This window comes from Actinomadura sp. NPDC047616 (assembly GCF_040642915.1).
GTDB classification, from domain to species: Bacteria; Actinomycetota; Actinomycetes; order Streptosporangiales; family Streptosporangiaceae; genus Spirillospora; species Spirillospora miaoliensis.
On sequence record NZ_JBEYTB010000005.1, the window covers coordinates 99291 to 125029 of the forward strand.

The following is a 25739-nucleotide window of genomic DNA, read 5'->3' on the forward strand; positions in this document are numbered from 1 at the left end:
ACGCCAGGGGCCGAGGGGGTCAGCGGGGAGGCTCCACCGGGCCGGTCGCGGCGGCGAGCAGGTCGGGGGCCTCGGACTCGCTGGCGGCGACGTAGCGGCGGGTCATGTGGCCCGGCAGCGGCCGGGCCACCGCCACCGTGAACATCAGCAGGGCGAACACCGCGACGGCGGTCATGTCCCAGCCGAACGACAGCACGCCGCGCCCCTCGAAGGAGCCCAGGTACGACAGCACGCCCATGCCCGCGAAGTACGGCCACAGCCACAGCGACCACCGCCAGTCCAGCGGCGGCCGTCCGCCCTCCGCCTGTTCGCCCTGCGCCCGCTCGTCCTCCGCCGGTTCTGCGGTCGGGCGCCCGGTGCCGGAGCGCAGCGCGTGCCAGCCGCCGAGCAGGACCACGCCGATGGCCACGGCGGCCAGCAGCCGCCACACCGTCGGCCAGCCCGCCCAGAAGATCAGCAGGCTGGCCATGACGAACGCCAGCGGCGCCAGCACGCTCGCGGCCGGCAGCCGGAACGGCCGCGGCCGGTCCGGGTCGCCGCGCCGCAGCACCGCCAGCGCGACCGGGGCGGGCGCGTACATCAGCACCGCCGCCGAGGTGACGAAGCCGACCAGCTGCTTCCACCCGGGGAACGGCAGGAAGATGACCATTCCGACGACGAAGCCGACGATGATGCCGAGCAGCGGCACGCCCCGCGGGCTGAGCTCGGCCAGCCGCCGGGGCAGGTAGCGGTCGCGGCCCATCGCGTACAGCAGCCGGGACTGGATCCCGGCGTAGACCAGGCCGGTCCCCGCGGGGGAGATCACCGCGTCGATGTAGAGGATCACCGCCAGCCAGCCGAGGCCCAGCCCCGTCGCCAGCCCCGCGAACGGGCCGAACTCGCCGCTGAACGACAGCGCGTTCCAGCCGTGCCGCACGTCCTGCGGGGCGAGGGCGCCGAGGAACGCGATCTGCAGCAGCAGGTACACCACGACACCGACGATCATCGAGCCGACCACGGCGATCGGGACGTGGCGGTGCGGGTCGCGGCTCTCGCCCGCCATCTGGATCGCCGACTCGAAGCCCAGCAGCGCGAACACCACGCCGCTGGAGGCCGTCACCGACAGCACGCCCTTCAGCCCCTCGGGCGCGAAGCCGCCCCCGGCGGTGAAGTTGCCCGCGTGGAACGACGTGGCCAGCAGCACCAGGATCGTCAGGATCGGCACGGCGGTCTTCCACCACACCGCCCAGGCGTTGGTCTCGGCGAACAGCCGCACGCCGAGGGCGTTGACGAACGAGAACAGCAGCATCAGCACCGCCGCCAGCGCGTACCCGCCCGCGCTCAGCACGGCGGTGCCGTCCGAGGTGTGCATCACCCACGGCAGGTAGTTGTCGGCGTACTGCAGCGCCGCCTCGGTCTCGATGGGCGCCAGGGTGACCGAGTAGATCCAGCTCAGCCAGCCGACCGTGAAGCCGCCCAGCCCGCCGAACGCGAAGTGGGCGAACCGCGCGGTGCCGCCCGCGCGCGGGTACATGCCGCCGAGCTCGGCGTGCACCAGCGCCAGCAGGACGATGCCCGCCCCGGCGATCACCCAGGACACCAAGGCGGCCGGTCCCGCGCCGCGCGCCGCGTACAGCGACCCGAACAGCCAGCCGGAGCCGATGATCGAGCCGAGGGAGAAGAACATCAGCGGGATCAGCCCGACCTCCCGCCTGAGCCCCCCGCCGTTCGCCGACGCCGGCCGCCGTGCCATCTTCCCTCCCGGTGACCTGCGTGGACGTACCCTTTCCAGGATCGTCCTCACGGTGCGCGGCGGGCGATGAGAAGATCACGAGGAACCCGGTACAGGAGGCGTCCGATGCGTTACCCGCTCACGATCGCCGCCGCCCAGCCGGTGTGCGCGCCCCGGGACGTCGCGGCGAACGCGGCGGCCCACGCGGCGGCCGTCCGTGCCGCGCGGGCGCGCGTGGTGGTCTTCCCCGAGATGTCCCTGACGGGATACGAGCTGGACGCCCCCGCCGTCACGGCGGACGATCCGCGCCTGCGTCCCTTGGTCGAGGCCTGCGCCGACACGGGGGCGCTGGCCCTGGCGGGGGCTCCCGTCCCGGCCGGGAAGGGGGAGGGGAAGCACATCGCGATGCTGGCCGTGGACGGTTCCGGAGCACGCGTGGCCTACCGCAAGATGTGGCTCGGCGGGGACGAGCCCGCCCGGTTCACGCCCGGGGACGAACCGGGCGTCCTGGACGTCGACGGCTGGCGGCTCGGCCTGGCCATCTGCAAGGACACCGGCATCCCGCGGCACGCCGCCGACACCGCCGCCCTGGGCGTCGACGTCTACGTCGCGGGCGTCCTGGAACACGACTCCGACGCCCGCGTCATCGAGGAGCGCGCGAGCCGCATCACCGCCGACCACGACGTGTTCGTCGTCGTGGCGAGCTTCGCCGGGGCGGGCGGCGGCGGGTACGCGCGGGCCGCCGGAGGCTCCCGGATCTGCGCGCCGGACGGCGTCGTCATCGCCCGGGCCGGCACCGAGCCCGGCGACCTCGTCCGCGCGACCCTCCGATGACGGCGCCCGGCATGGACGAGCACGAGGCGGTGGTGCGGTCGCTGACCCGGATCGGCGCGCCGCCGCTGCTGCCCGAGCTGCGGCTGCACCTGGCCGACGAGCCGTTCGCCGCGTGGGAGGCCGTCGCCGGCGAACGGACCGAGGACGTTCCGCCGCCGTTCTGGGCGTTCCCGTGGGCGGGCGGCCAGGCGCTGGGCCGCCACGTCCTCGATCATCCCGGGCTGGTGGCGGGGCGCCGCGTCCTCGACCTGGCCAGCGGGTCCGGCATGGTCGCGGTCTGCGCCGCCCTGGCCGGGGCCGGGCACGTCACCGCCTGCGACGTCGACCCGCTCGCCGCCACCGCCGTCCGCCTCAACGCCGCCCTGAACGGCGCGCGCGTCGACGTGCTGTGCGCGGACGTGCTGGCCTCCCGCGCCCCCGTGCAGGCCGACGTGATCCTCGCCGGCGACGTCTGCTACGACCCCGACCTCGCCGAGGTCATGACCGCGTTCCTGCGCGCGCAGCGGCGGCACGGCGTGGACGTCCTGGTCGGCGACCCGCACCGCCCCTACCTGCCCGGGGGCCTGACCGTCCTGGCCCGCTACGACGTGCCCGGCACCGGCCACCTGGAGGAACGCGCCGTCACCCCGGCGTCCGTGCTGCGCCTCTGACGAAGCCGCGCGCCGCCGGGCGGGCGGCGGTCAGGCGCGGACGACGCGCACCTGCGGCAGCGCGCGGAACGGGGCGAGCCGCTCCTCGTCGGCGGTGTGGTCGGTGACCAGCGTCCACGGACCGGGCAGGGTGGCCCAGGCGCCGAACGGGGCGCGGCCCAGCTTGCTGGCGTCGGCCAGCACGTACACCTCGCGGGCGCGCTCGGCCATCTGCTCCTTGAGCCGGGTCTGCACCAGGCTCGCCTCGCAGATGCCGAGGGCGGCGTCCAGGCCGTCGGCGCCGAGGAAGGCGCGGTCGGCGGTCAGCCGCGACAGCGCCAGCTCGGCCAGCGGCCCCACCAGGCCCTGGCTGATGTGCCGCAGCGACCCGCCGAGCACCACCAGGTCGATCTCGGGCGCGTCGGCCAGCTCGGTGACCGCGGTCAGCCCGCTGGTGATCACCGTCAGGTCGGTGCGGGCGCGCAGGTGGTGGGCCAGCCGCCCGGTGGTGGTGCCCGCGTCCAGCAGGACGGTCTCGCCGTCGGCGATCTGCGCGGCGGCCCACCGGCCGATGCGGTCCTTCTCGGCGACGTGCTCGTGCGAGCGCTGCCCCACCGACGACTCGGCCGGGGCGGCGGTGACCGGCATGGCGCCGCCGTAGGTGCGGGCCAGCCGGCCCCGCTCGGTGAGCAGGGCCAGGTCGCGCCGGATCGTGGACTGGGTGACGCCCAGCGAGGCGGCCAGCTCCTCCACGGCCACGCTGCCGCGCGCCGCGACCAGCTCCTCGATCAGGCGGCGGCGCTCGGCGGCCCGCAGCCGCTCGCCCGCGCCCGCCGCCGCGACGGCCTCGGCTCCGGCGCCCGCGCCGGAGCCGCTGTCGCTGTCGGTGCCGGTGTCGGTGCTCATGTCCGGGATCATGTCCGCCTGGCCAGGCGGGCGGCCTGGCGCATCGCCTCCACCATGCTGCCCGCGTCCGCCTTTCCGGTGCCCGCGATGTCGAAGGCCGTGCCGTGGTCGACCGAGGTCCTGATCACCGGCAGGCCCACGGTGATGTTCACACCCGCCTCCAAGCCCAGGATCTTCACCGGCCCGTGGCCCTGGTCGTGGTACATCGCCACCACCAGGTCGAAGTCGCCCCGGCCGGCCCGGAAGAACACTGTATCGGCGGGCAGCGGCCCGCGCGCGTCCACGCCGTCGGCGCGCAGCCGCTCCAGCGCCGGGACGATCTTCTCCTCCTCCTCGCCCCGCCCGAACAGCCCGTTCTCCCCGGCGTGCGGGTTGATCCCGCACACCGCGATGCGCGGCCGCTCGATCCCGGCGGCGACCAGGGTGTCGTGGCCGCGGCGCACGGTGCGCTCGACCAGGCCGTCGTCGATGCGCTCGATCGCGTCGATCAGCCCGATGTGGGTGGTGACGTGGATGACGCGGACCGTGTCGGTGGCCAGCATCATCGACACCTCCGGCACACCGGTCAGTTCGGCCAGCAGCTCGGTGTGGCCGGGGTAGCGGTGCCCCGCGGCGTGCAGCGCCTCCTTGTTCAGCGGCGCGGTGCAGATCGCCTGCGCCTTGCCGGCCATCGCCAGCTCGGACGCGACGCGCACGTACTGGTAGGCGGCCTCCCCGGCGACGGGGGACAGCTCGCCGAACGGCAGGCCCCGCGGGATCAGGCCGAGGTCGATCACGTCGACGGTGCCGGGGGCGAAGCGCGCATGCTCCGGCTCGTCGACGACGTGCGGGGTCAGCGGCACGCCGCAGATCGCCGCGGCCTCGGCCAGCCGCGCCGCGTCGCCGATCACGACGGGCCGGCTGAACTCCGCCACCCGCGGGATCGCGCGGACGATCACCTCGGGGCCGATGCCCGCCGCGTCGCCCATGGTGACGGCGATGAGGGGTGTGCTCATTGGGGGTTCCTTCCAGCGGGGAGGGCGCGGGCCGCGGCGACCGCGTGGACCAGGGTCTCCGGTCCGCCGAAGCCGCCCGCCTTGGTGATGACGTACGGGGAGCGCGGCGCCGCGTCGGCGCCGGGGGTCTCGGGGGCGGCCGCACCGGGGGAGACGGCGGCCCGGGACAGGACGGTGCCGGTGGCGACCTCGGCGAGCAGGGTCAGCGCGGACAGCCCGCACCGGGTGAGGACGGCGCGGGCGGTCTCGCCGCCGGTCAGCACCAGCAGCCCGGCCTCGGCCGCGGCGGGTGCGGACACGACGGCCAGCGCCTCGGTCAGCCGCCGCGACACCGCCGGGTCGGGCGGCCCGTCGGGGCGCGGCGCGATGACGACGTCGCCGTCCGGGACGGCGGCGGCGAGCCGGGCCAGCCCGGCGGGTCCGGCGTCGAGCAGGTCGGGCACGTCGATGAACATCGACCGCCCGAACTCCTCGGCGAGGCGCCGCGCCTGGGCCCGCGCCACCGTGCCGGCGCTGCCGATCACGGCCACGGCCCGTCCCGGGACGTCCGGCCGGGCGGCGGGGATCGCGGCGGGCGGCGCCTGGGCGGCGGCGAGGGCCGAGGCGAGCCCGGCGGAGCCCGCCCATGCGGCGCCGAGCCCGGCGCCCGCGCGGACGATGGCGCGCAGGTCGTCGTCGGTGACGGCGTCGCAGACCGCGATGCGGCCCCGCTCGCCCGCGCGGGCGAGCAGTCCGCGCAGACCGTCGTGCCCGCCGCGCACGTCCGCCAGGCCGATGGCGGCGGTGGGCAGCGGCGCGAGCGCGTCGGCGACGCGGGCGGGGGCGGGCCGGGCCTCGGCCGCCCACGCGGAGGTCTCGTTCAGCGGCAGGCCGTCGAGGTAGGGGACGCCGTCGCGGACGGTGCGCCGCGTCGCGGGGAAGGCCGGGGCGAACACCACCGGCCCGGCCACCGCGCCGGCCAGCGCGCCGATCTCGGCGGCCAGGTTGCCGCGCAGCGTCGAGTCGACCTTCTTCAGCACCGCCGCGCCCGGCGGGCGCCCGCGCAGCGCGCCGGCGACGCGCGCGGCGGCCGTGGCGGGGTCGGCGTGCCGGGAGTCGGTGTCGACGACCGTCACCGCCGCGCCGGGCGGCACGGTGCCCAGCGCGACGACCGTGCGCAGACCGCGCGCCGCGAAGGGCATTCCCGCGTCGGCGGCTCCGGTCAGGTCGTCGGCGACGACCAGCGTGCCCGGTGCGTCCACACCCGCGCCCCCCCGTCCGTCCGGCCCTCTGGAGCGCGGCGTGCGGGCCGCGCTCGTCTCTCACCGCGCACCTTACCCGACGTTGCGCGAAACGCGCACTCTCTCGCGCGACCTTGGGAAACTCTTGCGCGATTCGCGCATAAGTGGTTACCTGCTCTGCGTAACGCGCAGGTAACCTGCGGGTTGCCGCCCGCAGGGCGCGCACCGCGCCCACGGGCGCGAACGGGAAGGACGAACCCCCTATGGCGGTGGACAGCAAGGCCCCGCGGGCGCCCGAGCCCGCCGGACCGCCGGACGACCCCTACGCGCTGCGCGCGGCGGACGTGAAGGAACCCCCGACCGACTGGCGCGGCACGCTCCGGCACCTCGGGCCGGGCATGATCCTGTCCGCGGCGGTCGTCGGCTCCGGCGAGCTGATCACCACGACCTCGCTCGGCGCCAAGGCGGGCTTCGTCCTGCTGTGGCTGGTGATCGTCAGCACGCTGGTGAAGGTCTGGGTGCAGATCGAGCTGGCCAAGTGGACGATCCTCAGCGGCTCCCCGGCGCTGGAGGGCTACGCCCGCGTCCCGCCGCGGTTCGGCCGGGTCGGCTGGATCAACGTGCTGTGGATCGGCATGGACTTCGCCAAGATGATGCAGCGCGGCGGCATCATCGGCGGCGCGGCGGCCGCGCTGAGCGTGCTGCTCCCGGTGGTGGGCGAGCCGCTGTCCATGCCGTCGCTGACCTTCTGGACGGTGGCGGTCGTGCTCAGCATCGTCCTGCTGCTGTACCGCAACCGGTACGGCACCATCGAGCGGGCGGCGTTCCTGACCGTCGTGGTGTTCACGATCGCGACCGTGCTGCTGGCCCTCGGGCTGCCGCTGACCGACTTCGGGTACGGCCCGTCCGACCTGGGCTCCGGGCTGGAGTTCGCCGTCCCCGCCGGGACGCTCGGCTTCGCCGTGGCGATGTTCGGCATCACCGGCGTCGGCGCCGACGAGATGACCACCTACACCTACTGGTGCATCGAGAAGGGCTACGCCCGCTGGACCGGCCCCGACGACGGCACCGAGGAGCGCGCCCGCCGGGCGAGGGGCTGGATCCGCGTCATGCGCGTGGACGCCCTGGCCGCCTGGGCCGTGTGCACCCTGTGCACGCTGTCGTTCTACCTCATCGGCGCGGCCGTGCTGCACCCGCAGAACCTCGTGCCCGAGGGCAACGAGATGATCACCACGCTGTCGCGGATCTACACCGACACCCTCGGGCCGTGGGCGGAGTACCTGTTCCTGGCGGGCGCGTTCGCCGTGCTCTACTCCACCGCCATCGCGTCGTCGGCCAGCGTGCCGCGGCTGTGGACCAACACCCTGGGCCTGCTGGGCGTGTTCGACTGGACGGACGTGCGCAAGCGGCAGCGCGTCATCCGCATCCTGACGCTGACACTGCCGCCGCTGTGGGCGCTGTTCTTCCTCTACCTGCAGTCGCCGGTGCTCATGGTGCAGATCGGCGGTATCGGCGGCGGGATCTTCCTGGTGGCGGTCGTCATCGCGGTGTGGTGGCTGCGGCGCACCGAGGTGGACCGCGAGTTCCGGGACGGCCGGCTGCTCAACACCGCGCTCGTCCTCAGCACCATCGCGATCAGCGTCCTGGGGGTCTACACGGTGCTGGAGGTCTTCGGAATCGAGATCGGATCAGGGGGATGACGGACATGTCCGGCTCCACGGGCGAGGTGGTGGTGACCACCCAGAGCTTCGCCCGGTACACCGACGGCCCGTGGCGGGTGTTCGAGGAGGCGCGCGTCCCCGCGCGGCGCTCCCGCTTCGCGCACCCGCTCGCGGAGGACGAGCTGGTCCGGGAGGCGGCCGGGGCGGCGGCGCTGGTCGTCGGCCTGGACCCGGTGACCGCGAAGGTGATCGGGTCGGCACCGTCGCTGCGCGTGATCGCCAAGCACGGCGTCGGCGTCGACAACATCGACGTGGCGGCGGCCCGCGCCGCCGGGATCCGCGTCGTCAACGCCCCCGGCGCCAACACCACGGCCGTCGCGGACATGACCATGGCGCTGCTGCTGGCGGCGGTGCGGCGGATCGTCCCGGCGCACACGTCGGTCGTCCAGGGCCGCTGGGAGCGGTTCTTCGGCCCCGAGCTGGCGGGCCGCACCCTCGCCGTGATCGGCTTCGGGCGCATCGGCCAGGCCGTGGCGCGCCGCGCCCGCGGCTTCGACATGACCGTCGTCGCCTACGACCCGCACCTGCCCGCCGAGGTCTTCGCCGAGCAGGGCGTCCGCGCCGCCGGACTGGACGAATGCCTGGCCGCCGCCGACGTCGTCACCCTGCACCTGCCGCTGGCGCCCGGCGCCCCGCCGCTGCTGGGCCGCGCCGAGCTGGCCCGGCTGCGGCCCGGCGCCTACCTGGTCAACACCGCGCGCGGCGGGCTCGTCGACGAGGCGGCGCTCGCCGAGGCGCTGCGCGACGGCCACCTGGCGGGCGCGGCGGTCGACGTGTTCGCCTCCGAACCGCCGGACGGCAGCCCGCTGCTGGACGCGCCCAACGTGGTGCTCACCCCGCACTGCGGGGCGTTCAGCCACGAGGCCAACGCCGCCATGGGCACCACGGTCGCCACCGACGTGGTGCGCGTCCTGCGCGGCCTTCCTCCCGTGAACCCGGTGGTGTGACGACCATGACGGAGAAGAACATGGAGACCGTCCCGGTACCGGGCACCGACCTGGAGCCGTCCCGGCTGGTGCTGGGCACGATGACGTTCGGCGACACCGTCGGCCGCGACACCGCCGCGCGCATGCTCGACGTCGCCGCCGACGCGGGCGTCACGATGCTCGACACCGCCAACGGCTACGCGGGCGGAGCCTGCGAGGAGATTCTCGGCGAGCTGCTGGCGACGCGCCGCGACCGCTTCCTGCTGGCCGGCAAGGTCGGCATCCCGCACGCTGACGCCGGGGACGCCGCGCCGCTGTCGGCCGAGGCGATCCGCCGCTGCCTGGAGGGCAGCCTGCGCCGCCTGCGCACCGACCGGCTCGACGTCTACTACCTGCACCAGCCGGACCGGCGCACCCCGATCGAGGAGACCCTGGACGCGCTGGCCGAGCACGTCGCCGCCGGCAGGATCCGGTACGTCGGGGTGTCGAACTTCGCCGCCTGGCAGATCGCCGAGCTGCGCGCCGCCGCGGCCGGCCGCGGCGCGCCCGTCCCGGTGCTGTCGCAGCCGCTCTACAACCTGGTCAGCCGCCGCATCGAGGAGGAGTACACCGAGTTCGCCGAGCGCGCCGGGCTGGTCAACATCGTCTACAACCCGCTGGGCGGCGGGCTGCTGACCGGACGGCACCGGTTCGACGAGTCGCCCGCCGCCGGCCGGTTCGGCGACTCGGGCCTGGCCGCCATGTACCGGCGGCGGTACTGGGACCGGCGCCTGTTCGAGGCCGTCGAGGCGCTCGCCGGGGGCGCCGCCGAGGCGGGCCTGACCCTGCCGGAGCTGGCGTTCCGCTGGCTGCTGTCGCGTCCCGCCGTGGGCGCGGTGCTCGTCGGCTCGTCCAGGGTCGAGCACCTGGAGGCCAACATCGCCGCCGCCCAGGGACCCCCGCCCGGCGCGGACCTGGCCGAGCTCTGCGACGCTGTCTGGGAGCGCCTGCGCGGTCCCGCGCCCGCCTACAACCGCTGATCACGCCCGCAAAGGATCACTGATATGAGCGACAACGGACCGTCCTCCTTCGCCGCCCGGCTGCGCGCCCGCGAGCGCCTGCTCGGGTACTGGGTGGTGTGCGACAACCCGGTGGGCACCGAACGCATCGCCGGCCTCGGCTACGACTACGTGTGCGCCGACGGCCAGCACGGGCTGATGGCCTACCCGGGGTGGCTGTCGGCCATGACGGCGATCGACGCCCGGGGCGTGTCGGCGGGCATGGTGCGCGTCCCGGCCAACGACGGGTACTGGATCGGCAGCGCCCTGGACGCCGGGGCCCGCGGCGTGATCGTCCCGCTGGTGAACGACGCCGAGGAGGCCGCGGCCGCCGTCGCGTACTGCCGCTACCCGCCGCACGGCGTGCGCAGCTACGGGCCGATGCGGTCGGCGCTGCGCGTCGGCCCGCGTCCCGCCGAGGCCGACGAGGCGGTCGCCTGCGTCGTGATGATCGAGACGGCCGGGGCGCTGGACAACCTCGCCGAGATCTGCGCCGTGCCCGGCCTGGACGGGGTGTACGTCGGCCCGTCCGACCTGACCCTGGCGCTCGGCGGCCGGTTCCCCGGCGACCCGGACGTGGCCGACGCGTTCGCCGACGCGACGGCGCGCATCGCCAAGACCGCCGCCGACGCGGGCATCGCGGCGGGCTTCCACTGCCCGGACGGCGCCACCGCCGCCGCCCGGCTCGCCGAGGGCTACACGTTCGCGACCGTCTCCTCCGACCTGGTGCACCTGGAGCAGGCCGCCGCCGCCCACCTGAAGGCGGCCCGCTCGTCCTGACACCCCGCCCACGCCCGGCACACGTCCCGGGGCAGGCCGCTGTCAGGCGGCCCGGACGGGCGACGGCGCGCCGAGCAGGGCGACGCGCGTCGCGCGCAGACGGGCCGGGTCGCCGATGACGTCGATCGCCGCGACCCGGTCGCCGTCGATCGTCAGCTTCAGCACCAGCCACAGCCGCCCGCGCGGCGCGACGACCAGCCCGATCCGGCCGTCCACCAGCGCGGGCCGGGCGAACCGGGCGCGGGCGGTGTTGGCGGCGGTCTCCTCGGCGATGCGGCGCGCACCGCGCACCTCGGCCTCGGGCGGCGCGGCGCGGTCGCTGCGCCGCACGGCGTCCGGTGCCAGCACCGCGAGCAGGGCGTCCAGGTCGCCGGCACGGGACGCGGCGAGGAAGGCGTCCACCACCCGCCGCTGACGGCCCAGGTCGGCGGCCGGGACGTCCGGCCGGCCGTGGACGCGGTGCCGGGCGCGGCTGGCCAGCTTCTTGGCCGCGGCCGGTGACCGTTCCACGATGCGGGCGATCTCCTCGAACGGCACGGCGAACAGGTCGTGCAGCACGTAGGCGACCCGTTCGGCGGGGCCGAGCGCGTCCAGCACCACCAGCAGGGCGAGCCCGACGGAGTCGGCCAGCACCGCCTCGTCCTCCGGGCCGGCCGCGCCGTCCCCGGCGGGCAGCGCCTCGAGGCCGGCCGTGTCGACCAGATGCTCGCCGCGGCGGCGGCGCGAGCGCAGCATGTCCAGGCACACCCGGCCGACGATCGTGGTGAGCCACGCCGCCACGTTGGCCACGTCGCCCGAACCGGCGCGGCTGGCCCGCAGCCACGCCTCCTGCACGGCGTCGTCCGCCTCGTCCGCCGAACCGAGCATGCGGAACGCCACGCCCCGCAGCTGCCCCCGGGAGCGGTCGAAATGCTCGGCCAGTGCGGCCTGATCGTCCATCGGTCACCTTTCCTCGGCGCGCGTCGTCGTAAGGGCGGTGAACGGAAGAAGACGCGACCCTGCCGGTCAGGGTGGCCGAGTGGACGGTGGAAGCATGATATCCCTGCTGCATCTCGACTCCGGTGTCGACCATGCGGACGGTTCCGTCAGCAGGCGGCTGACCTCGATGTTCGCCGAGGCCTGGCGGCGCGGGCACGGCGCGGCGGCCGGATACCGGTACCGCGACCTGGTGGCCGATCCGGTGCCGCCGCTGGGGGCGCCGTACGTCGACCTCGGGCGGCGCGTGGAGAAGCGCGGCATCGTCCCCCTCGACGAGGTGGCGGCGCTGGCCGCGGACGAGGCCGAACAACGCGACTGGGCGCTGACCCTGCCCTTGGTCGAAGAGCTGCGGGCCGCCGACACCGTGCTGATCGGCGCCCCCATGTACAACTTCTCGGTGCCCGCGGCGCTCAAGGCGTGGATCGACCGGATCACCTTCCCCGGCGCCTACGTCGACCCGGATACCGAGACCAGCGTGCTACGGGACACGGAGGTCGTGGTGGTCACCGCGCGCGGCGGCGCCTACGGGCCGGGCACCCCGCGCCACGGATGCGACTTCCAGGAGCCGTATCTGCGGGCGTACTTCCGCGAGCACCTCGGCGTGCCCGAGGACAACCTGCGTTTCGTCCACGCGGAGATGACCATGGCGGGGCATCTGCCGCAGCTCGCGCGCTTCCAGGACTTCGCGGCGCGTTCGCTGGCGGACGCGCGGGCGGAGGTCGCCGCGCTGGCCTCCCGGGACGGCCGCCCCGTCGGCGCGCCGAACCGGTGATCGTCAAGGTCACGCGGTAGGGGGTTGAACACAGCGGGGGCTCCGCGCGTACCCAACGGTGTCGTACGCCGCGCGTACGGAGCCCTCCGTCCGCCTCCTTCCGGGGGAGGGGGCGGACGGCCCGCGCGGCTGGAAGCCGGGTGCGTCGATGGGACGCCGCGCGGGCCGCCCGCCCCAGGTCGAAGATCGGTGACGTCGCCGAGGCTAGACCCGGCGGGGCCGCCGCGCGGGCTCTTAAGGTTCGCTTGACCCGGTGCTGAGCGCCGCCTAAGCGCCCGTCGCCGACCGGATGCGGCACGGTCACGCCGCGTGACCCGCGCGGACGGCCGCGGAAATTCTCCTGCGCGCGTTGAACCCCCGACGGACAGGGGCGCGTACTCGCTGAAGAAGCCGGGTGCCTTCCTCACACCCTGAACAAGGAGGAGCGCCGCATGCGATTCGCACGGCGACCGCGAACCTTTCTGCGCACCGTCGGACTCGCGGCCGGCGGGGGACTGGTGCTGGCCGGGCTGTCCGGCGTCGGCACGGCGACGGCCGGGGTGAACGCCGCGGCCGCCGTCCGCGCGCAGACCGTCCAGTGCCCGGACGTGGCGTCCCGGCTGCCCGCGGTCCCCGCCCAGGCCAAGGCCGAGGTCGACCGCAACCTGGCGCTGCTGAACACCCAGATCCAGGAGGCCGACCGGCGGCTGGCCGCCACGGTGGGGCAGGGCGGCCCCGACTTCGCCCGCAACGCGGTGCTCGGGCCGCTGCGCGACAAGCGCCTCGCCACGATCAACCGGATCGCCACCGCCATCGGCCGGGTAGCCGAGCGGCCCGCCGGGCTGGACGCGCTGGCCGCCTGCACCCTCAACGGCACCCCCGGCGCCGGTACGGGCCAGGGCAACGGCGCGGGCAACGGGGCCGGGCAGGGCAACGGCGCGGGGCAGGGCAACGGCGCGGGTCAGCCCCAGAAGGGGCCGGTCCGCAGCGACTTCGTCGACATCCGCAAGGTCCGCCCGAACGTCAAGGCGCCGCGTCCCGGACGCAACGCCTCGAGGGGCACCTTCACCTCCAAGTGCGGCCGCAACGAGAACCGTCACTTCAACTCCGACAACGTGATCGTCGCTCCGGGCGTGAGCAACGGCGCCCACCACCTGCACGACTACGTGGGCAACAAGGCCACCAGCGGGTTCTCCACCGACGAGGACCTGGCCCGGGCGGGCACCACCTGCACCAACGGCGACAAGTCCACGCACTACTGGCCGGTGGTGCGGCTGCCCGGCGCCAACGACTTCGACGCCGACAAGCCCGGGGGCGGCCTGGACGGCAACGTCGGCAAGATCCTCACCCCCGCCAGGGTCGACCTGACCTTCTCCGGCAACCCCAGGAGCAAGGTCACCGCCATGCCGCGGTTCCTGCGGATCATCACCGGGGACGCCAAGTCGTTCACCAACGGCACCGCCAACGCCCGTGCGTCGTGGACCTGCACCGGGTTCGAGAACCGGCGGCTGAGCGACAAGTACCCGCTGTGCCCGCGCGGCAGCCAGGTGATGCGGATCCTGGAGTTCCAGAGCTGCTGGGACGGCCAGAACACCGACAGCGCCAACCACCGTACGCACGTCGCCTATCCCGACGCCAACGGCAACTGCCCGGCGGGCATGCGCGCCATCCCGCGGCTGGAGCAGCGCATCAGCTACAACATCCCGCAGGGCAGGCTGTACGCGCTGGACAGCTTCCCCGAGCAGCTGCACAAGCCCGTCACCGACCACGGCGACTTCATCAACGTGATGTCCCCGAAGCTGGCCGCCCGCGCGGCCGCCTGCATCAACCGAGGCCGGCGCTGCTGAGCGAACCGACCTGACCCCGCGACGACCCATGCGTCCGGCCCGTCCCGCCTCCGGCACGGGCCGGACGCGCGTCTGGAGGTCGACGAGGGCGCGAGGCCGCCGGGCCGGCGACCAACGAAACAATCATGCGTGCTTGATTCTTTGGATCACCGGTGACACCCTCCTTCCAGAACTCAGGGAGGAGGCGAGCGGCAGTGGCCGATGCCGGACCCATCCTGGCCGACCTGGACGCCGAGAGCCGGGAGCTGGACGAGCTGGTCGCGCGCGCGGACGTGGACTGGTCGACCCCCACCCCGGCGGAGGGCTGGACGATCGCGCACCAGATCGCCCACCTGGCCTGGACGGACGCCAGGGCGCTCATCGCGGCGCGCACCCCGGACGACTTCCCCGCCGAGCTGCGGCGCGCCGCCGAGGGCGGTCCCGGGTACATCGACGACGCGGCGCGCGACGGCGCCCGCACCCCGCGCGCCGAGCTGCTCGCCGCGTGGCGGCGCGGCCGGGCCGACCTCGCCGCCGCGCTCGCCGCCGTCCCCGAGGGGCGGCGGCTGCCCTGGTACGGGCCGCCGATGACCGCGGCGTCCATGGCGACCGCCCGGCTGATGGAGACCTGGGCGCACGCGCAGGACGTGTACGACGCGCTCGGCGTCGGCCGCGCGCCCACCGCGCGGATCCGGCACGTCGCCCACATCGGCGTGCGCACCCGCGACTTCGCGTTCGGCGTGCACGGGCTGCAGCCCCCCGGCGAACCGTTCCGGGTCGAGCTGACCGGCCCGGACGGTGACGTCTGGACCTGGGGACCCGAAGACGCCCCGCAGCGCGTCACGGGCGACGCGCTGGACTTCTGCCTCGTCGTCACGCAACGGCGGCACCCCGCCGACACCGGCCTGACCGCCGTCGGCGCCGACGCCGCCCGCTGGCTGGAGATCGCGCAGGCGTTCGCCGGCCCGCCCGGCGCCGGCCGCGAGCCGGAGGAGCGGGCGTGATCCGGATCGGCAACGCGTCCGGCTTCTACGGCGACCGGTTCGCCGCCGTCCGCGAGATGCTCACCGGCGGGCCCCTGGACGTGCTGACCGGCGACTACCTCGCCGAGCTGACCATGCTGATCCTCGGCCGCGACCGGCTGAAGGACCCCGCCCGCGGCTACGCCCGCACGTTCCTGCGGCAGATGGAGGACACCCTCGGCGAGGCCGCCGACCGGGGCGTCAAGATCGTCACGAACGCGGGCGGGCTGAACCCCGCCGGGCTGGCCGACCGCGTGCGGGAACTGGCCTGCCGGCTCGGCCTGGACGTCGCCGTCGCCCACGTCGAGGGCGACGACCTGCTGCCGCGCGCCGCCGAGCTCGGCCTCGGGCGACCGCTGACCGCCAACGCCTACCTGGGCGCGTGGGGCATCGCCGAATGCCTGCGCGCCGGCGCCGACGTCGTCGTGACCGGCCGCGTCACCGACGCCTCGCTGGTCGTCGGCCCGGCCGCCGCGCGGTTCGGCTGGGCCCGCGACGACTTCGACGCGCTGGCCGGGGCGGTCGCGGCCGGGCACGTCATCGAGTGCGGCGCCCAGGCGACCGGCGGCAACTACGCGTTCTTCACCGAGCACGACGTCGCCGCGCCCGGCTTCCCGATCGCCGAGGTGCACGCCGACGGCACCAGCGTGATCACCAAGCACGAGGGGACGGGCGGCGCCGTCACCGTCGGCACGGTCACCGCGCAGCTGCTGTACGAGATCGGCGGCGCCCGCTACCTCGGCCCCGACGTCACCGCCCGCTTCGACACCCTGACCCTCACCGGCGACGGACCCGACCGCGTCCGGATCAGCGGGGCGCGCGGCGAACCCCCGCCGCCTCGCCTCAAGGTGTGCCTCAACCGCCTCGGCGGCTTCCGCAACGCCACCACGTTCGTGCTGACCGGGCTGGACATCGAGGCCAAGGCCGCCCTCGTGCGCGACCAGCTCGAACGCGCCCTCGAAGACCGCCCGCCCGCGCACATCCGCTGGACGCTCGCCCGCACCGACCGCCCGGACGCCGGCACCGAGCAGGAGGCCAGCGCCCTGCTGCACTGCGAGGTCAAGGACGCCGACGCCGCCGTGGTCGGACGGGCGTTCAGCGGCGCCGCGATCGAGCTGGCGCTGGCCAGCTACCCGGGGTTCCACGTCACCGCGCCGCCCTCGGACGCCTCCCCCTACGGCGTCTACTCGGCGGCCTTCGTCGACGCCGCCGAGGTACCGCACGTCGCGGTGCTGCCGGACGGTTCACGCGTCGGCATCCCCCCGGCCCCGGCGACCCGCGAGCCGTCCGACGTGGACGACGCGCCGCTCCCCGAACCGCTGCCCGCCGGGCAGCCGACCCGGCGGGTCCCGCTCGGCACGGTGATCGGCGCCCGCAGCGGCGACAAGGGCGGTGACGCCAACCTGGGCGTGTGGGCGCGCACGGACGACGCCTGGCGCTGGCTCGCCCACGCCCTGACCGTCGAGGAGCTGCGCCGCCTGCTGCCCGAGACCGCCGGCCTGCCCGTCCGCCGCCACGTGCTGCCCAACCTGCGCGCCCTCAACTTCGTGGTGGAGGGCCTGCTGGGGGAAGGCGTCGCGGCACAGGCCCGCTTCGACCCGCAGGCCAAGGCCCTGGGCGAGTGGTTGCGCGCCCGCCACGCCGACGTCCCCGAGGCCCTGCTCGCCGGTCACGCCTGACGCGGTGGGCCGTCCAGTTCCCGCTGCATGAGCACGGTGTCGACCCAGCGGCCGTGCTTGAACCCCACGCGGCTGAGCCGCCCCGCCGGGACGAACCCGAACCGGGCGTGCAGCGCGGCCGAGGCGTCGTCGCCGGTGTCGGCGATCACGGCGATCATCTGCCGCGCGCCCGCCTCGCCGGACCGTTCCAGCAGCGCGCCCAGCAGCGCCCGGCCCAGCCCGCGCCCGGTCCGGCCGGGCGCCACGTAGATCGAGTCCTCGACGGTGTGCCGGTAGGCGGGCTTGGGCCGCCACGGCGCCGCGTACGCGTACCCGGCGACCCGCCCGTCCTCGGGCGTTTCGGCGACCAGGAACGGCAGGCCCCGCCCGGTGAGCTCGTCGAGCCGCCGCCGCCACGCCGCGACGTCCGGCGCGGTCTCCTCGAACGTGGTCACCGTGCGGCGGACGTAGTGCTCGAAGATCCCGGCCACCGCCGGGAGGTCCGCGGCCACGGCGGGGCGGACGATCACCTGTGCGGCCATCCCGCCATTCTGCCCGGCCGCCGGCCCGCCGCGGCGATCCGTCTCGGTGATCAGTCCCCGCGGATCTCGATCTCCAAAGAGAGCAGGCGGGAGCTGAGGCCCTTGCCGTGGGTGTCCAGGGCCAGCGAGGTGGTGACGCCGCCGTCCAGCGACTGGCGGCACACGAAGTGCAGCGCGCACAGGCTCGGCAGCTCGTAGCGCACCACCTCGCCGCGCACGTGCCCGCCCAGATGGCGGCGCACCACCTCAGGCGTCAGCTCGCGCACCAGGTCGGGGTAGTGCTCGTCCCGGTACGGGAAGATCGACACGGTCGAGGTGTCGCCCTTGTCGCCGGTGCGGGCGTGGGCGACGTCATGCAGTCTCGCGCGCACGGGCGTCCTCCAGGATCTCGGTGGCGGGCGTGACGGCCTCGCGGGGCAGCAGCGTCGACACGATGCCGACGACGTCGGTGACCGCGGTGCGCACGCCGCCGCCGCCCGCCGGTCCGTTGGTGTAGAGCGCCTCCATTTCGTGGCAGACGTCGTCGGCGCGTTCGGGCGTGGACGCCAGGGCGGCGACGCGCAGGCGGCACTCCTCGCCGTCCGCCCCGATCACGCCCACGCGCAGCCGGACGCCGGCGGAGGCGAGCCGGGACGCGACGATCTCCCCGGCCAGCTCGGCGCGGCGCCGCGAGCCCGGGCCGTCGTAGGAGATCCCGGCCTCGGCGCGGTGCCCGGCGTGGTAGCCGACGCTGACCTTGAGCGTGTCCGGACGCGGCCGTCCCGCCGCGCCCCGCACCCGCACGGCGTCGCGTCCCACCTCGTCCACCGTGACGCCGCGCAGGTCGAGCACCACGTCGGGGGTGAGGTAGGCGGCCGGGTCGGTGATCTCGTACAGCAGCTGCTCGCGGACGGTGGCGCGGGTGACCAGCCCTCCGGTGCCCGGCAGCTTGCTCACCGTGGCCGTTCCGTCGGGGCGCACGTCGGCGAACGGGAACCCGAGGTCGGCCACGCCGGGCACGTCCTTGCGTCCCGGGTCGGCGAAGTAGCCGCCGGTGATCTGGCCCGCGCATTCCAGCAGGTGCCCCACGAGCGTCCCGGCGGCCACGCGCGGCCAGTCGGCCGGGTCCCAGCCGAGGCCGTGCGCCAGCGGCGCCAGGAACAGCGACGGGTCGGCGACCCGGCCGGTCAGCACCACGTCGGCGCCGGACGCGACGGCGGGCAGCAGGGCGTCGGCGCCCAGATAGGCGTTGGCGGAGATCACCGGCCCGTGCTCGGCGAGCGGACGGCCGTCCTCCAGCGCCGGGGCGTCCAGGTCGATCCGGTCGAGCACGTCGTCGCCGGTGACCACGGCGACCCGGACGCCGTCCAGGCCCAGCTCGGCGGCCACGGCGCGGGCGGCCTCCCCGGCGGCGCGCGGATTGGCCGCGCCCATGTTGCTGACGACGGGCACGCCGCGCCGGACCGCGGCGGGCAGCAGCGCCGACAGGCGCGCGCGCAGACGCGGGTCGTACCCGTGCGCGGGGTCGCGCAGGCGCCGGCGCTGGCCGAGCGCGATGGTGCGCTCGGCCAGGCACTCCAGCACCAGCACGTCCAGGTCGCCGCGCTCGACCAGGTCGACGGCGGGCGGGATCCGGTCGCCGGAGAATCCCGCGCCGCAGCCGATCCGCATGGTGGTGTTCGCTCGCATGTGGAAGGACAACCCCCGAGGTAGGCCGGTCAGATGGCGCCGGTGAGCAGGGCGACGGCGGTCATCACCAGCGTGGTGCCGAACGCCCACGCGAAGATGAACCGCTGGTGCGCGCCGAGCTCGACCTTGGCCATCCCCATGAGGATGAACGTGGACGCGGTGAGCGGGCTGAGCGGGAACCCGGTCGTCATCTGCCCGAGGATCGCCGCCCGGGCGATGGCGGCCGGGTCGCCGCCGAGCCCGGCGGACGTCTCGGCGACCACCGGCATCACGCCGTAGTAGTAGGCGTCCGGGGTGAACACCAGGCTGAGCGGCATGCTCGTCACCGCCGTGACGACCGGCAGGATCCCGCCGGTGCCGTCCGGCACCACCGACACGATCGCCTTCGACATCTCGGTGATCATGCCGGTGCCGCCGAGGACGCCGGTGAACACGCCCGCCGCGAAGATCATGGTGGTGACCAGGACGACGTTGGCGCCGTGCCGCTCCAGCAGCTCCTGCTGCTGCTTCCAGGTCGGCCGGTTGACCACCAGCGCGACCGCGAACGCCAGCGCGAACAGCACCTCCAGTGGCATCGCCTGCGCCACCAGCGCCACCACCAGCACGACCGTCAGCGCGAGGTTGAACCAGAACCGCGCGTCACGCGGCGCGGACGGGGCGCTCAGCTCGTCGGCCTTCGGGGTGCCGGGACCGGAGGCCGGCACCCCGGTCCGCGGATCCGGCAGCCGCGCGCCCTCGGCCAGCAGCCGGGCCCGTTCGCGGCGTCCGATGAAGTACGCGGCGGCCAGCACCCAGGCGATCCCGGCCGCCATCGCGGGCAGCAGCGGGACGAACACGTCTGAGGCGTCCAGCTTCAGCGCGGCCATGGCGCGGGCGGTCGGGCCGCCCCACGGCACCAGGTTCATCACCCCGGCGCCCAGGCACACCACGCCGGTCAGCACCAGCGGCCGCATGCCCAGCCGCCGGTAGATCGGCAGCAGCGCCGACACGGTGATCAGGAACGTGGACGCGCCGTCGCCGTCCAGCGCCACCAGCAGCGTCAGCACCGCGGTGCCCACCGTGATCCGCATCGGGTCGCCCTTGGCCCAGGCCAGCACCCGCCGGATCACCGGGTCGAACAGCCCGGTGTCGATCATCAGGCTGAAGTAGAGCACCGCGAAGGTGATCATGACGGCGACCGGGGCCACCTTGACGACGCCCTTGGCCGCCATGTCGCCCAGCTCGGCGCCGAACCCGCCCACCAGCGCGGCGGCCACCGGCACCAGCACCAGCGCGAGCAGCACCGACACCTTTCTGGTGAGGGTCAGGGCCAGAAACAGCCCGATGGTGACGAAGCCCAGCGCGGCCACCATGAGCCCACCTCCTCTCCGGGGTTGCCAGAGAGTGTGAGGCGCGACACTCTTGTTCGTCCAACATCAATCCCACATAGATTGATGCGAGGAGGACATGGATCTCACCATCCAGCAACTGCGGGTGGTGCTGGCCGTCGCCCGCGAGGGCAGCTTCACCGCGGCGGGGGAGCGGATGCGGCTCGCCCAGTCGTCGCTCAGCCGCACCGTGGCCGAGGTGGAGCGCCGGGTCGGCATCACGCTGTTCGAACGCACCACCCGCCGGGTCCTGCTGACGCCCGCCGGACGCGAGTTCGCCGACGTCGCCGAGCGCGTCGTCGGCGAGTTCGACCGCGGCGTCAACCACTTCACCGGCTTCCTGGCCGGCACCCGCGGCCTGGTCCGCGTCGCCACCCTGCCGTCGCTGGCCGCCACGCTGCTGCCGCCGATCGTGTCCCGGTTCCGCCGCGACCACCCCGACGTGCGGATCCAGATCGAGGACGGCCTGCTCGGCCAGGTCCTCGACCGGGTCCGGACGGGACGCGCCGACCTCGCCGTGACCGTCCTGACCGAACCGCCGGACGCCCTGGCCTTCCACCAGATCGCCGCCGACCGCTTCTACTGCGTGTTCCCGCGCGGGCACCGCTTCGGCGGCACGGACGAGCCGCTGGCCTGGCACGAGCTGGGAGGCGAGGCGTTCATCGCGTTCGACAGGGTCAGCAGCGTGCGCGCGTTCGCCGACCGGGCCCTGCGGGACGCCGGCGTCCGCCTCGGCCCCGTCACCGAGGCCCGCAACATCGCCGCCGTCGCCGGGCTTGCCGCCGCCGGGCTCGGCGTGTCCGCCGTCCCCGGCCTGGTGCTGCCGCTCATCGAGTTCGCCCGCCTGGACCGGCGCCGCCTGACCGGCCCGGCGCTGACCCGCCCCATCGGCGTCCTGTTCGACCCGCGCCGTCCGCAGGCCCCCGCCGTCCGGCGCTTCCTGGACCTGCTGGAGACCGCCGCGGAGGACGGCGCGCCGCTCTCCGAATGGACCGACCTCGCCCTATGACAGGGACGCATCGATCCATACGTCATTGATGTTGGACCGCCCTCACCGGCCGCACCTACTGTCCGTGCGTCCCAGGACCCCGGAAGGCGGACAGCATGCGCGTACGTTCCCGGACAGCCACCACGACGATCGGAGCCGCCCTCCTCGCGGCCGCCCATCACCGCCTCGGCGCCGGCCACCGCCTGCGCCTCACGATTTCCAGCGACGACCACCCGCAGATAGCCTCCGACGCCCCCGCGGGCCGGGTCGCCGTCGGTGTGGGAGCCCGGGGCTCCCACACCGACGTCACCGTGCTAGCGGGCGGCGAATAGCGTCTCGGCCTCCTCGATCGCCCTCGTCAGGGACGCGGGGTCGGGGGCGAGGCCGGCGACGATCCGGTCGACGTCGCGCAGACCGGCGCGGCCGAGCAGGGTCTTCTCGTTCGTCACCCACTCGCCGCGTGCCGCGAGGACGGCGTGGGCGGACTGCATCGCGGCGGTGGCGAGGGCGCCGGAGACCTCGGTCAACCTGCCGTGCGGCGCGTGATTGGCCTTGGCGTACGCCAGCGTCAGCTGCGCGTTGGCGCGCCACCGCCTCGGCGCCGCCGCACGCAGCGCCGCCGGGTACTCCGGCCGCGGCAGCTCCCCGCGCAGCACCCGGTTGAGGGCCAGTTCGCCGACGACCAGGTAACTCGGGATCCCGGCGAGATGGAACATCAACGGCTCGATGTGGAAGCGCCCTTCCCGCGCCTCGGCGAGCTGGTGTTCCACGACGTCGAGGTCGCGGTAGTGGACGTCGACACGGCGCCCGTCGACGGTCAGCCACGCGCCGCCGTTGAACACGCCGCCGCCCCATTCGCCGACCTCGGAGACCTCCCCGGGCAGCCCGAGGGCGCGCAGGTCGTCGGGGTCGAAGCCGCCCCGGTAGTACACGGCCAGGTCCCAGTCGCTGTCGGGACGGTGCGTGCCCTGGGCCCGCGACCCTCCCAGAGTGACGGCCCGCACCGCCGGCAACGCGGCGAGCAGGTCGGCCAGCCCGTCCAGGAACGCCTGGTCATCGTTCGTTTCACGCATGAATGAAGAATCCGATCCGGAAGAAGTGACAACACGAACCGTCACGCGCCGGAGCCGTGCTCAGACGACGCGTGCTGAACCAGATGGCCGATACGTCACTCCATGAGGCCGGACGTTAGCATGCCCGGCCGGTCACGGTGTCGCCTTCACGCCCGGGACAGAATCGAGCCGTGCAGATCCATTCCATGGCGGACGCCGGGCCGGGGCGGTGCGAGGCGGTCACGGGGCGGCCGCATCCGCGGCTGCGGCCCTACGTCGTCGGCTATTCGGGGTTCCGTACCACAGGGGACGGGCCGGTGCGGCGCACGATCCTGCCGTTGAACTTCACCACGCTGATCGTCGACGTCGCCCGGCCGGTGCGGCTCGTCACCGGCCCGCGCGGGACGCCGGTCCTGGACGACCCCGCCCCGTGGCGGCACGGCGTCACGGTGGGGCTGACGCCCGTCGGCGTGGCCGCGCTGCTCGGCGTTCCCATGGGGGAACTGGGAGGCGCCACCGTCGACCTGGCGGACCTGCTCGGCGACCGCGCGGAGCTGCTGGCCGAACGGCTGGGCGAGGCGCCGCACTGGCGGGCGCGGTTCGCCGTGCTGGACGAGTCGTTCACGGCGTGGCTGCGGCCGCCGCGCAGGACGGACGACCTGGTGACGCACGCCTGGCGGCGGCTGCAGAGCGAGCGGCTGCTGGTCGGGGGGCTGGCGGCCGAGCTGGGGGTCAGCCGCCGGCGCCTGGAGGTCGGGTTCCGGAGGCACGTCGGGCTGACGCCGAAGACGGTCGCCAGGGTCGCCCGGTTCCAGCGGGCCGTGTGGGCGCTCAGCGCGCCGGCCGCCACCCTCGGCGCGGCCGTCGCCTGCGGGTACGCCGACCAGCCGCACCTGACCCGCGAGGTGCGGGCGATGAGCGGCATGACGCCCGTCGCGCTGTTCGCATTCGTTCAAGACATCGCACGGCGGCGCGACTACCGTCCCGCGCCATGACGCTCAACGGAAAGACCGCCGTCGTGACCGGCGGCTCGCGGGGGATCGGGCGCGCCATCGTGCGGCGGCTGGCGCGTGACGGCGCCCGGGTCGTGTTCAGCTACCGCGAGGACCGGCGGGCGGCCGACGAGGTCGTCGAGGAATGCGGTGCGGACAACGTCGTCGCGGTCCGCGCCGACCACGCGGATCCGGGCAGCCTGGACGCGCTGTTCGCACCGGTCGGCGACGGCCTGGACATTCTGGTCAACAACGCCGCCGTCAACCCGCGCGTGCCGATCGCCGACGTCACCGCCGAGGACTTCGACCGGGTGATGACGGTCAACGCCAAGGTGCCGCTGCTGGCGATGCGCCGGGCCGCGGCGCTGCTGCGCGACGGGGGCCGCGTCATCAACGTCTCCACGCTCAACACCGTCGTGCCCGCGCCCGGCCACGCCCTGTACGGGGCGAGCAAGGCGGCGCTGGAGCAGTTCACCGCCGTCGCCGCGCGGGAGTTCGGGGAGCGCGGCGTCACCGTCAACACCGTCTCGCCGGGCGCGACCGACACCGACCTGCTGCGCTCCTCCAACCCGCCGGAGGCGCTGGAGGGCACCGTGGCGTTCACGGCCCTGCGGCGCCTCGGGCAGCCGTCCGACATCGCCGACGTCGTGGCGTTCCTGGCCGGGCCGGACGCGCGGTGGATCACCGGTCAGAACATCCGCGCCACCGGCGGGCTGCTGGTGTGACCCCCTACCAGCCGCGTTCGCGCCATTCGGGCAGGGACGGGCGTTCACGGCCGAGCGTGGAGTCCTTGCCGTGACCGGGGTAGAACCAGGTCGCGTCGGGCAGCCGGTCGAAGACGCGCTCCTCCACGTCCGACAGCAGCCGCCGGAAGCGCACCGGGTCGCCCCAGGTGTTGCCCACCCCGCCGGGGAACAGGCTGTCGCCGGTGAACAGGTGCGGGCCGTCGGCCAGCTCGCCGCCCGCGTCGTACAGCAGCGCGATCGAGCCGGGCGTGTGGCCGCGCAGGTGGACGACCTCCAGCGTCGCCTCGCCCACGCGGACGGCGTCGCCGTGCTCGACCGGCTCGGCGACCGGTTCGGGCAGCGCCTCGGCGTCCAGCGGATGGGCCGCCACGGGAGCGCCGGTCGCCTTGACCACCTCGCTGAGCGCCATCCAGTGGTCCTGGTGCCGGTGCGTGGTGACGATCCGGCCGAGCGGCCCGTCGCCGATCAGCTCCAGCAGCCGGGGCGCCTCGTTGGCCGCGTCGATCAGCAGCTGGTCGCCGGTGGCGGTACAGCGCAGCAGGTAGGCGTTGTTGTCGTACGGGCCGACCGCCACCTTGGTGATCGTCAGGCCGGGCAGCTCCCGCACGTCCGGCCTGCCGCCGACCTCGACGTTTCCGGTGTAGCTCATCGCCGTCCTCCCGTCGGTCCGCGGCCGGGGGGCGGGGCCCGGCCGGACGACCATCTTCCCGCATCGCCGGTCCGGTCGTGCGCGCGGGCGGTTTGAGTCGCCAGACTCAACCGGACAGTGCCGTACCGGACGGAGTTTTCGTCTGTTCCGTACCACCATCGTCCTAGGTGGTCGGAGACAGCGACCCGGGAGGACGGTGACGCGGTGGTGACGAGGTCCCCCTTCGAGCGCGGCACGGCGCCGCGGCCGGGCGGCCCGGCGAACGAGGCGGTCCGGGCGGACCATCTCCTCGGGGCGGCCGAGGGCCTGCTGCGGACGTGCGGGCAGGACGCGGCGGTCGCCGCGGCCGTGCTGGTCCTGGTGCTGGTCGGAGTGCTGACCCAGCTGGCCCACGGGGGCGGCCGGCTGGGCGTCCTCCCGCTGGTGCTGCTGGCGCCGGTCGCGGTGACGTTCACGATGTCGGCGGGGCTGGCCGTCCGGTCGCGCCTGACGGTGGTGGCCGCGCTCGGCGAGATCCGGGGCCGCACGGGCGCGCCGCTCGACCCGGGCGTGCCGTGGACGCCGTTCGCGCTCGGCACGGCGCTGGACGGGCGGGTGCTCGACGAGGAGCTGCGGCGGCTGCTGGCGGCGGCGCACCGCTGCTGCGAGCTGGCCTGGCAGGCGGTGGTGTGGGGGGTGGCGACCGCCGTGCTGTGCGTCTGCTGGACCCTGGCCGTGGTCGCGACCGGCGTGGGCGGGTGA

Annotated in this window: 25 protein-coding genes; 14 read left to right on the forward strand and 11 right to left on the reverse strand. The window is 74.9% G+C overall.

All coding sequences use genetic code 11. The features are described 5' to 3' along the window. Nucleotides 1-19 precede the first annotated feature (19 nt). A complete protein-coding gene (locus ABZ801_RS14005) occupies nucleotides 20-1732 on the reverse strand; it encodes an APC family permease (protein ID WP_360697353.1) in 1713 nt (570 codons plus the stop codon). 105 nt (nucleotides 1733-1837) lie between these two features. Here ABZ801_RS14005 and ABZ801_RS14010 point away from each other — a divergent pair, with 105 nt between their 5' ends. Beyond that, nucleotides 1838-2545 (forward strand): carbon-nitrogen hydrolase family protein, encoded by a 708-nt coding sequence (locus ABZ801_RS14010; RefSeq protein WP_360697356.1) that lies wholly within the window; start codon nucleotides 1838-1840, stop codon nucleotides 2543-2545. Nucleotides 2546-2556: 11 nt separating this feature from the next. Further along, on the forward strand, nucleotides 2557-3195 hold the full coding sequence (locus tag ABZ801_RS14015; protein ID WP_360697359.1) for a 50S ribosomal protein L11 methyltransferase: 639 nt from the start codon (nucleotides 2557-2559) through the stop codon (nucleotides 3193-3195). A gap of 30 nt (nucleotides 3196-3225) precedes the next feature. On the opposite strand, the gene ABZ801_RS14020 is transcribed toward ABZ801_RS14015, so the two are convergent. Genes ABZ801_RS14020 through ABZ801_RS14030 form a run of 3 tightly spaced genes read right to left on the reverse strand, consistent with a single transcriptional unit; the run spans nucleotide 3226 to nucleotide 6316 of the window. After that, nucleotides 3226-4080: a DeoR/GlpR family DNA-binding transcription regulator gene (locus ABZ801_RS14020; protein WP_360697362.1), complete on the reverse strand. Its 855-nt coding sequence runs from the start codon at nucleotides 4078-4080 to the stop codon at nucleotides 3226-3228. Between the two features lie 8 nt (nucleotides 4081-4088). Next, on the reverse strand, nucleotides 4089-5075 hold the full coding sequence (gene pdxA, locus ABZ801_RS14025; RefSeq protein ID WP_360697365.1) for a 4-hydroxythreonine-4-phosphate dehydrogenase PdxA: 987 nt from the start codon (nucleotides 5073-5075) through the stop codon (nucleotides 4089-4091). After that, nucleotides 5072-6316, reverse strand: coding sequence for a four-carbon acid sugar kinase family protein (locus ABZ801_RS14030; protein WP_360697368.1), 1245 nt, complete (start codon nucleotides 6314-6316; stop codon nucleotides 5072-5074). Before ABZ801_RS14030 ends, pdxA begins: the two co-directional genes overlap by 4 nt. Nucleotides 6317-6558: 242 nt before the next feature. Here ABZ801_RS14030 and ABZ801_RS14035 point away from each other — a divergent pair, with 242 nt between their 5' ends. The 4 genes from ABZ801_RS14035 to ABZ801_RS14050 are packed head-to-tail and all read left to right on the forward strand — an operon-like array spanning nucleotide 6559 to nucleotide 10759. After that, complete coding sequence (locus tag ABZ801_RS14035) at nucleotides 6559-7995, forward strand: Nramp family divalent metal transporter (protein ID WP_360697371.1); 1437 nt, start codon at nucleotides 6559-6561, stop codon at nucleotides 7993-7995. Continuing rightward, nucleotides 7992-8963: a phosphoglycerate dehydrogenase gene (locus tag ABZ801_RS14040; protein ID WP_360697374.1), complete on the forward strand. Its 972-nt coding sequence runs from the start codon at nucleotides 7992-7994 to the stop codon at nucleotides 8961-8963. Before ABZ801_RS14035 ends, ABZ801_RS14040 begins: the two co-directional genes overlap by 4 nt. 5 nt (nucleotides 8964-8968) lie before the next feature. Then, on the forward strand, nucleotides 8969-9961 hold the full coding sequence (locus ABZ801_RS14045) for an aldo/keto reductase (protein WP_360697377.1): 993 nt from the start codon (nucleotides 8969-8971) through the stop codon (nucleotides 9959-9961). A gap of 24 nt (nucleotides 9962-9985) precedes the next feature. Next, on the forward strand, nucleotides 9986-10759 hold the full coding sequence (locus ABZ801_RS14050) for an aldolase/citrate lyase family protein (protein WP_360697380.1): 774 nt from the start codon (nucleotides 9986-9988) through the stop codon (nucleotides 10757-10759). 42 nt (nucleotides 10760-10801) lie between these two features. Here the strand turns inward: ABZ801_RS14050 and ABZ801_RS14055 are convergent, their stop codons facing one another. Beyond that, on the reverse strand, nucleotides 10802-11698 hold the full coding sequence (locus tag ABZ801_RS14055) for a sigma-70 family RNA polymerase sigma factor (protein ID WP_360697383.1): 897 nt from the start codon (nucleotides 11696-11698) through the stop codon (nucleotides 10802-10804). A gap of 94 nt (nucleotides 11699-11792) precedes the next feature. On the opposite strand from ABZ801_RS14055, the gene ABZ801_RS14060 reads away from it, so the two are divergent. The 4 genes from ABZ801_RS14060 to ABZ801_RS14075 all read left to right on the forward strand — a co-directional run bounded on the left by ABZ801_RS14060 (nucleotide 11793) and on the right by ABZ801_RS14075 (nucleotide 17015). Continuing rightward, complete coding sequence (locus tag ABZ801_RS14060; protein WP_360697386.1) at nucleotides 11793-12509, forward strand: NAD(P)H-dependent oxidoreductase; 717 nt, start codon at nucleotides 11793-11795, stop codon at nucleotides 12507-12509. 431 nt (nucleotides 12510-12940) lie between these two features. After that, entirely contained in the window at nucleotides 12941-14335 is a 1395-nt protein-coding gene (locus ABZ801_RS14065; RefSeq protein ID WP_360697390.1) for a DUF1996 domain-containing protein, read from the forward strand. A 194-nt stretch (nucleotides 14336-14529) separates the two neighbouring features. Beyond that, nucleotides 14530-15318 (forward strand): TIGR03084 family metal-binding protein, encoded by a 789-nt coding sequence (locus ABZ801_RS14070; RefSeq protein ID WP_360697393.1) that lies wholly within the window; start codon nucleotides 14530-14532, stop codon nucleotides 15316-15318. Continuing rightward, nucleotides 15315-17015, forward strand: coding sequence for an acyclic terpene utilization AtuA family protein (locus ABZ801_RS14075; RefSeq protein WP_360697396.1), 1701 nt, complete (start codon nucleotides 15315-15317; stop codon nucleotides 17013-17015). The genes ABZ801_RS14070 and ABZ801_RS14075 overlap by 4 nt, the downstream gene beginning before the upstream one ends. Here ABZ801_RS14075 and ABZ801_RS14080 read toward each other — a convergent pair. The 4 genes from ABZ801_RS14080 to ABZ801_RS14095 are packed head-to-tail and all read right to left on the reverse strand — an operon-like array spanning nucleotide 17006 to nucleotide 20556. Next, entirely contained in the window at nucleotides 17006-17536 is a 531-nt protein-coding gene (locus ABZ801_RS14080) for an N-acetyltransferase family protein (protein WP_360697399.1), read from the reverse strand. The two genes, ABZ801_RS14075 and ABZ801_RS14080, sit on opposite strands and share 10 nt — an antisense overlap. Before the next feature lie 50 nt (nucleotides 17537-17586). Continuing rightward, on the reverse strand, nucleotides 17587-17907 hold the full coding sequence (locus tag ABZ801_RS14085) for a hypothetical protein (RefSeq protein ID WP_360697402.1): 321 nt from the start codon (nucleotides 17905-17907) through the stop codon (nucleotides 17587-17589). Beyond that, entirely contained in the window at nucleotides 17888-19204 is a 1317-nt protein-coding gene (locus tag ABZ801_RS14090) for an acyclic terpene utilization AtuA family protein (protein WP_360697405.1), read from the reverse strand. The genes ABZ801_RS14085 and ABZ801_RS14090 overlap by 20 nt, the downstream gene beginning before the upstream one ends. Nucleotides 19205-19233: 29 nt before the next feature. Further along, nucleotides 19234-20556, reverse strand: coding sequence for a citrate:proton symporter (locus ABZ801_RS14095; protein WP_360697408.1), 1323 nt, complete (start codon nucleotides 20554-20556; stop codon nucleotides 19234-19236). Between the two features lie 94 nt (nucleotides 20557-20650). Here ABZ801_RS14095 and ABZ801_RS14100 point away from each other — a divergent pair, with 94 nt between their 5' ends. Continuing rightward, on the forward strand, nucleotides 20651-21580 hold the full coding sequence (locus ABZ801_RS14100) for a LysR family transcriptional regulator (protein WP_344944741.1): 930 nt from the start codon (nucleotides 20651-20653) through the stop codon (nucleotides 21578-21580). 293 nt (nucleotides 21581-21873) lie between these two features. Here ABZ801_RS14100 and ABZ801_RS14105 read toward each other — a convergent pair whose 3' ends face one another. After that, nucleotides 21874-22632, reverse strand: coding sequence for a nucleotidyltransferase domain-containing protein (locus ABZ801_RS14105; protein ID WP_360697412.1), 759 nt, complete (start codon nucleotides 22630-22632; stop codon nucleotides 21874-21876). 170 nt (nucleotides 22633-22802) lie between these two features. On the opposite strand from ABZ801_RS14105, the gene ABZ801_RS14110 reads away from it, so the two are divergent. After that, the gene (locus ABZ801_RS14110; protein ID WP_360697415.1) at nucleotides 22803-23606 is read left to right on the forward strand and encodes a helix-turn-helix transcriptional regulator; all 804 of its coding nucleotides are present in this window, start codon (nucleotides 22803-22805) and stop codon (nucleotides 23604-23606) included. Continuing rightward, on the forward strand, nucleotides 23603-24328 hold the full coding sequence (locus tag ABZ801_RS14115) for an SDR family oxidoreductase (protein ID WP_360697418.1): 726 nt from the start codon (nucleotides 23603-23605) through the stop codon (nucleotides 24326-24328). The genes ABZ801_RS14110 and ABZ801_RS14115 overlap by 4 nt, the downstream gene beginning before the upstream one ends. 4 nt (nucleotides 24329-24332) lie before the next feature. On the opposite strand, the gene ABZ801_RS14120 is transcribed toward ABZ801_RS14115, so the two are convergent. Beyond that, on the reverse strand, nucleotides 24333-24998 hold the full coding sequence (locus ABZ801_RS14120) for an MBL fold metallo-hydrolase (protein WP_360697421.1): 666 nt from the start codon (nucleotides 24996-24998) through the stop codon (nucleotides 24333-24335). A 207-nt stretch (nucleotides 24999-25205) separates the two neighbouring features. On the opposite strand from ABZ801_RS14120, the gene ABZ801_RS14125 reads away from it, so the two are divergent. Then, on the forward strand, nucleotides 25206-25739 hold the full coding sequence (locus tag ABZ801_RS14125) for a hypothetical protein (RefSeq protein WP_360697424.1): 534 nt from the start codon (nucleotides 25206-25208) through the stop codon (nucleotides 25737-25739).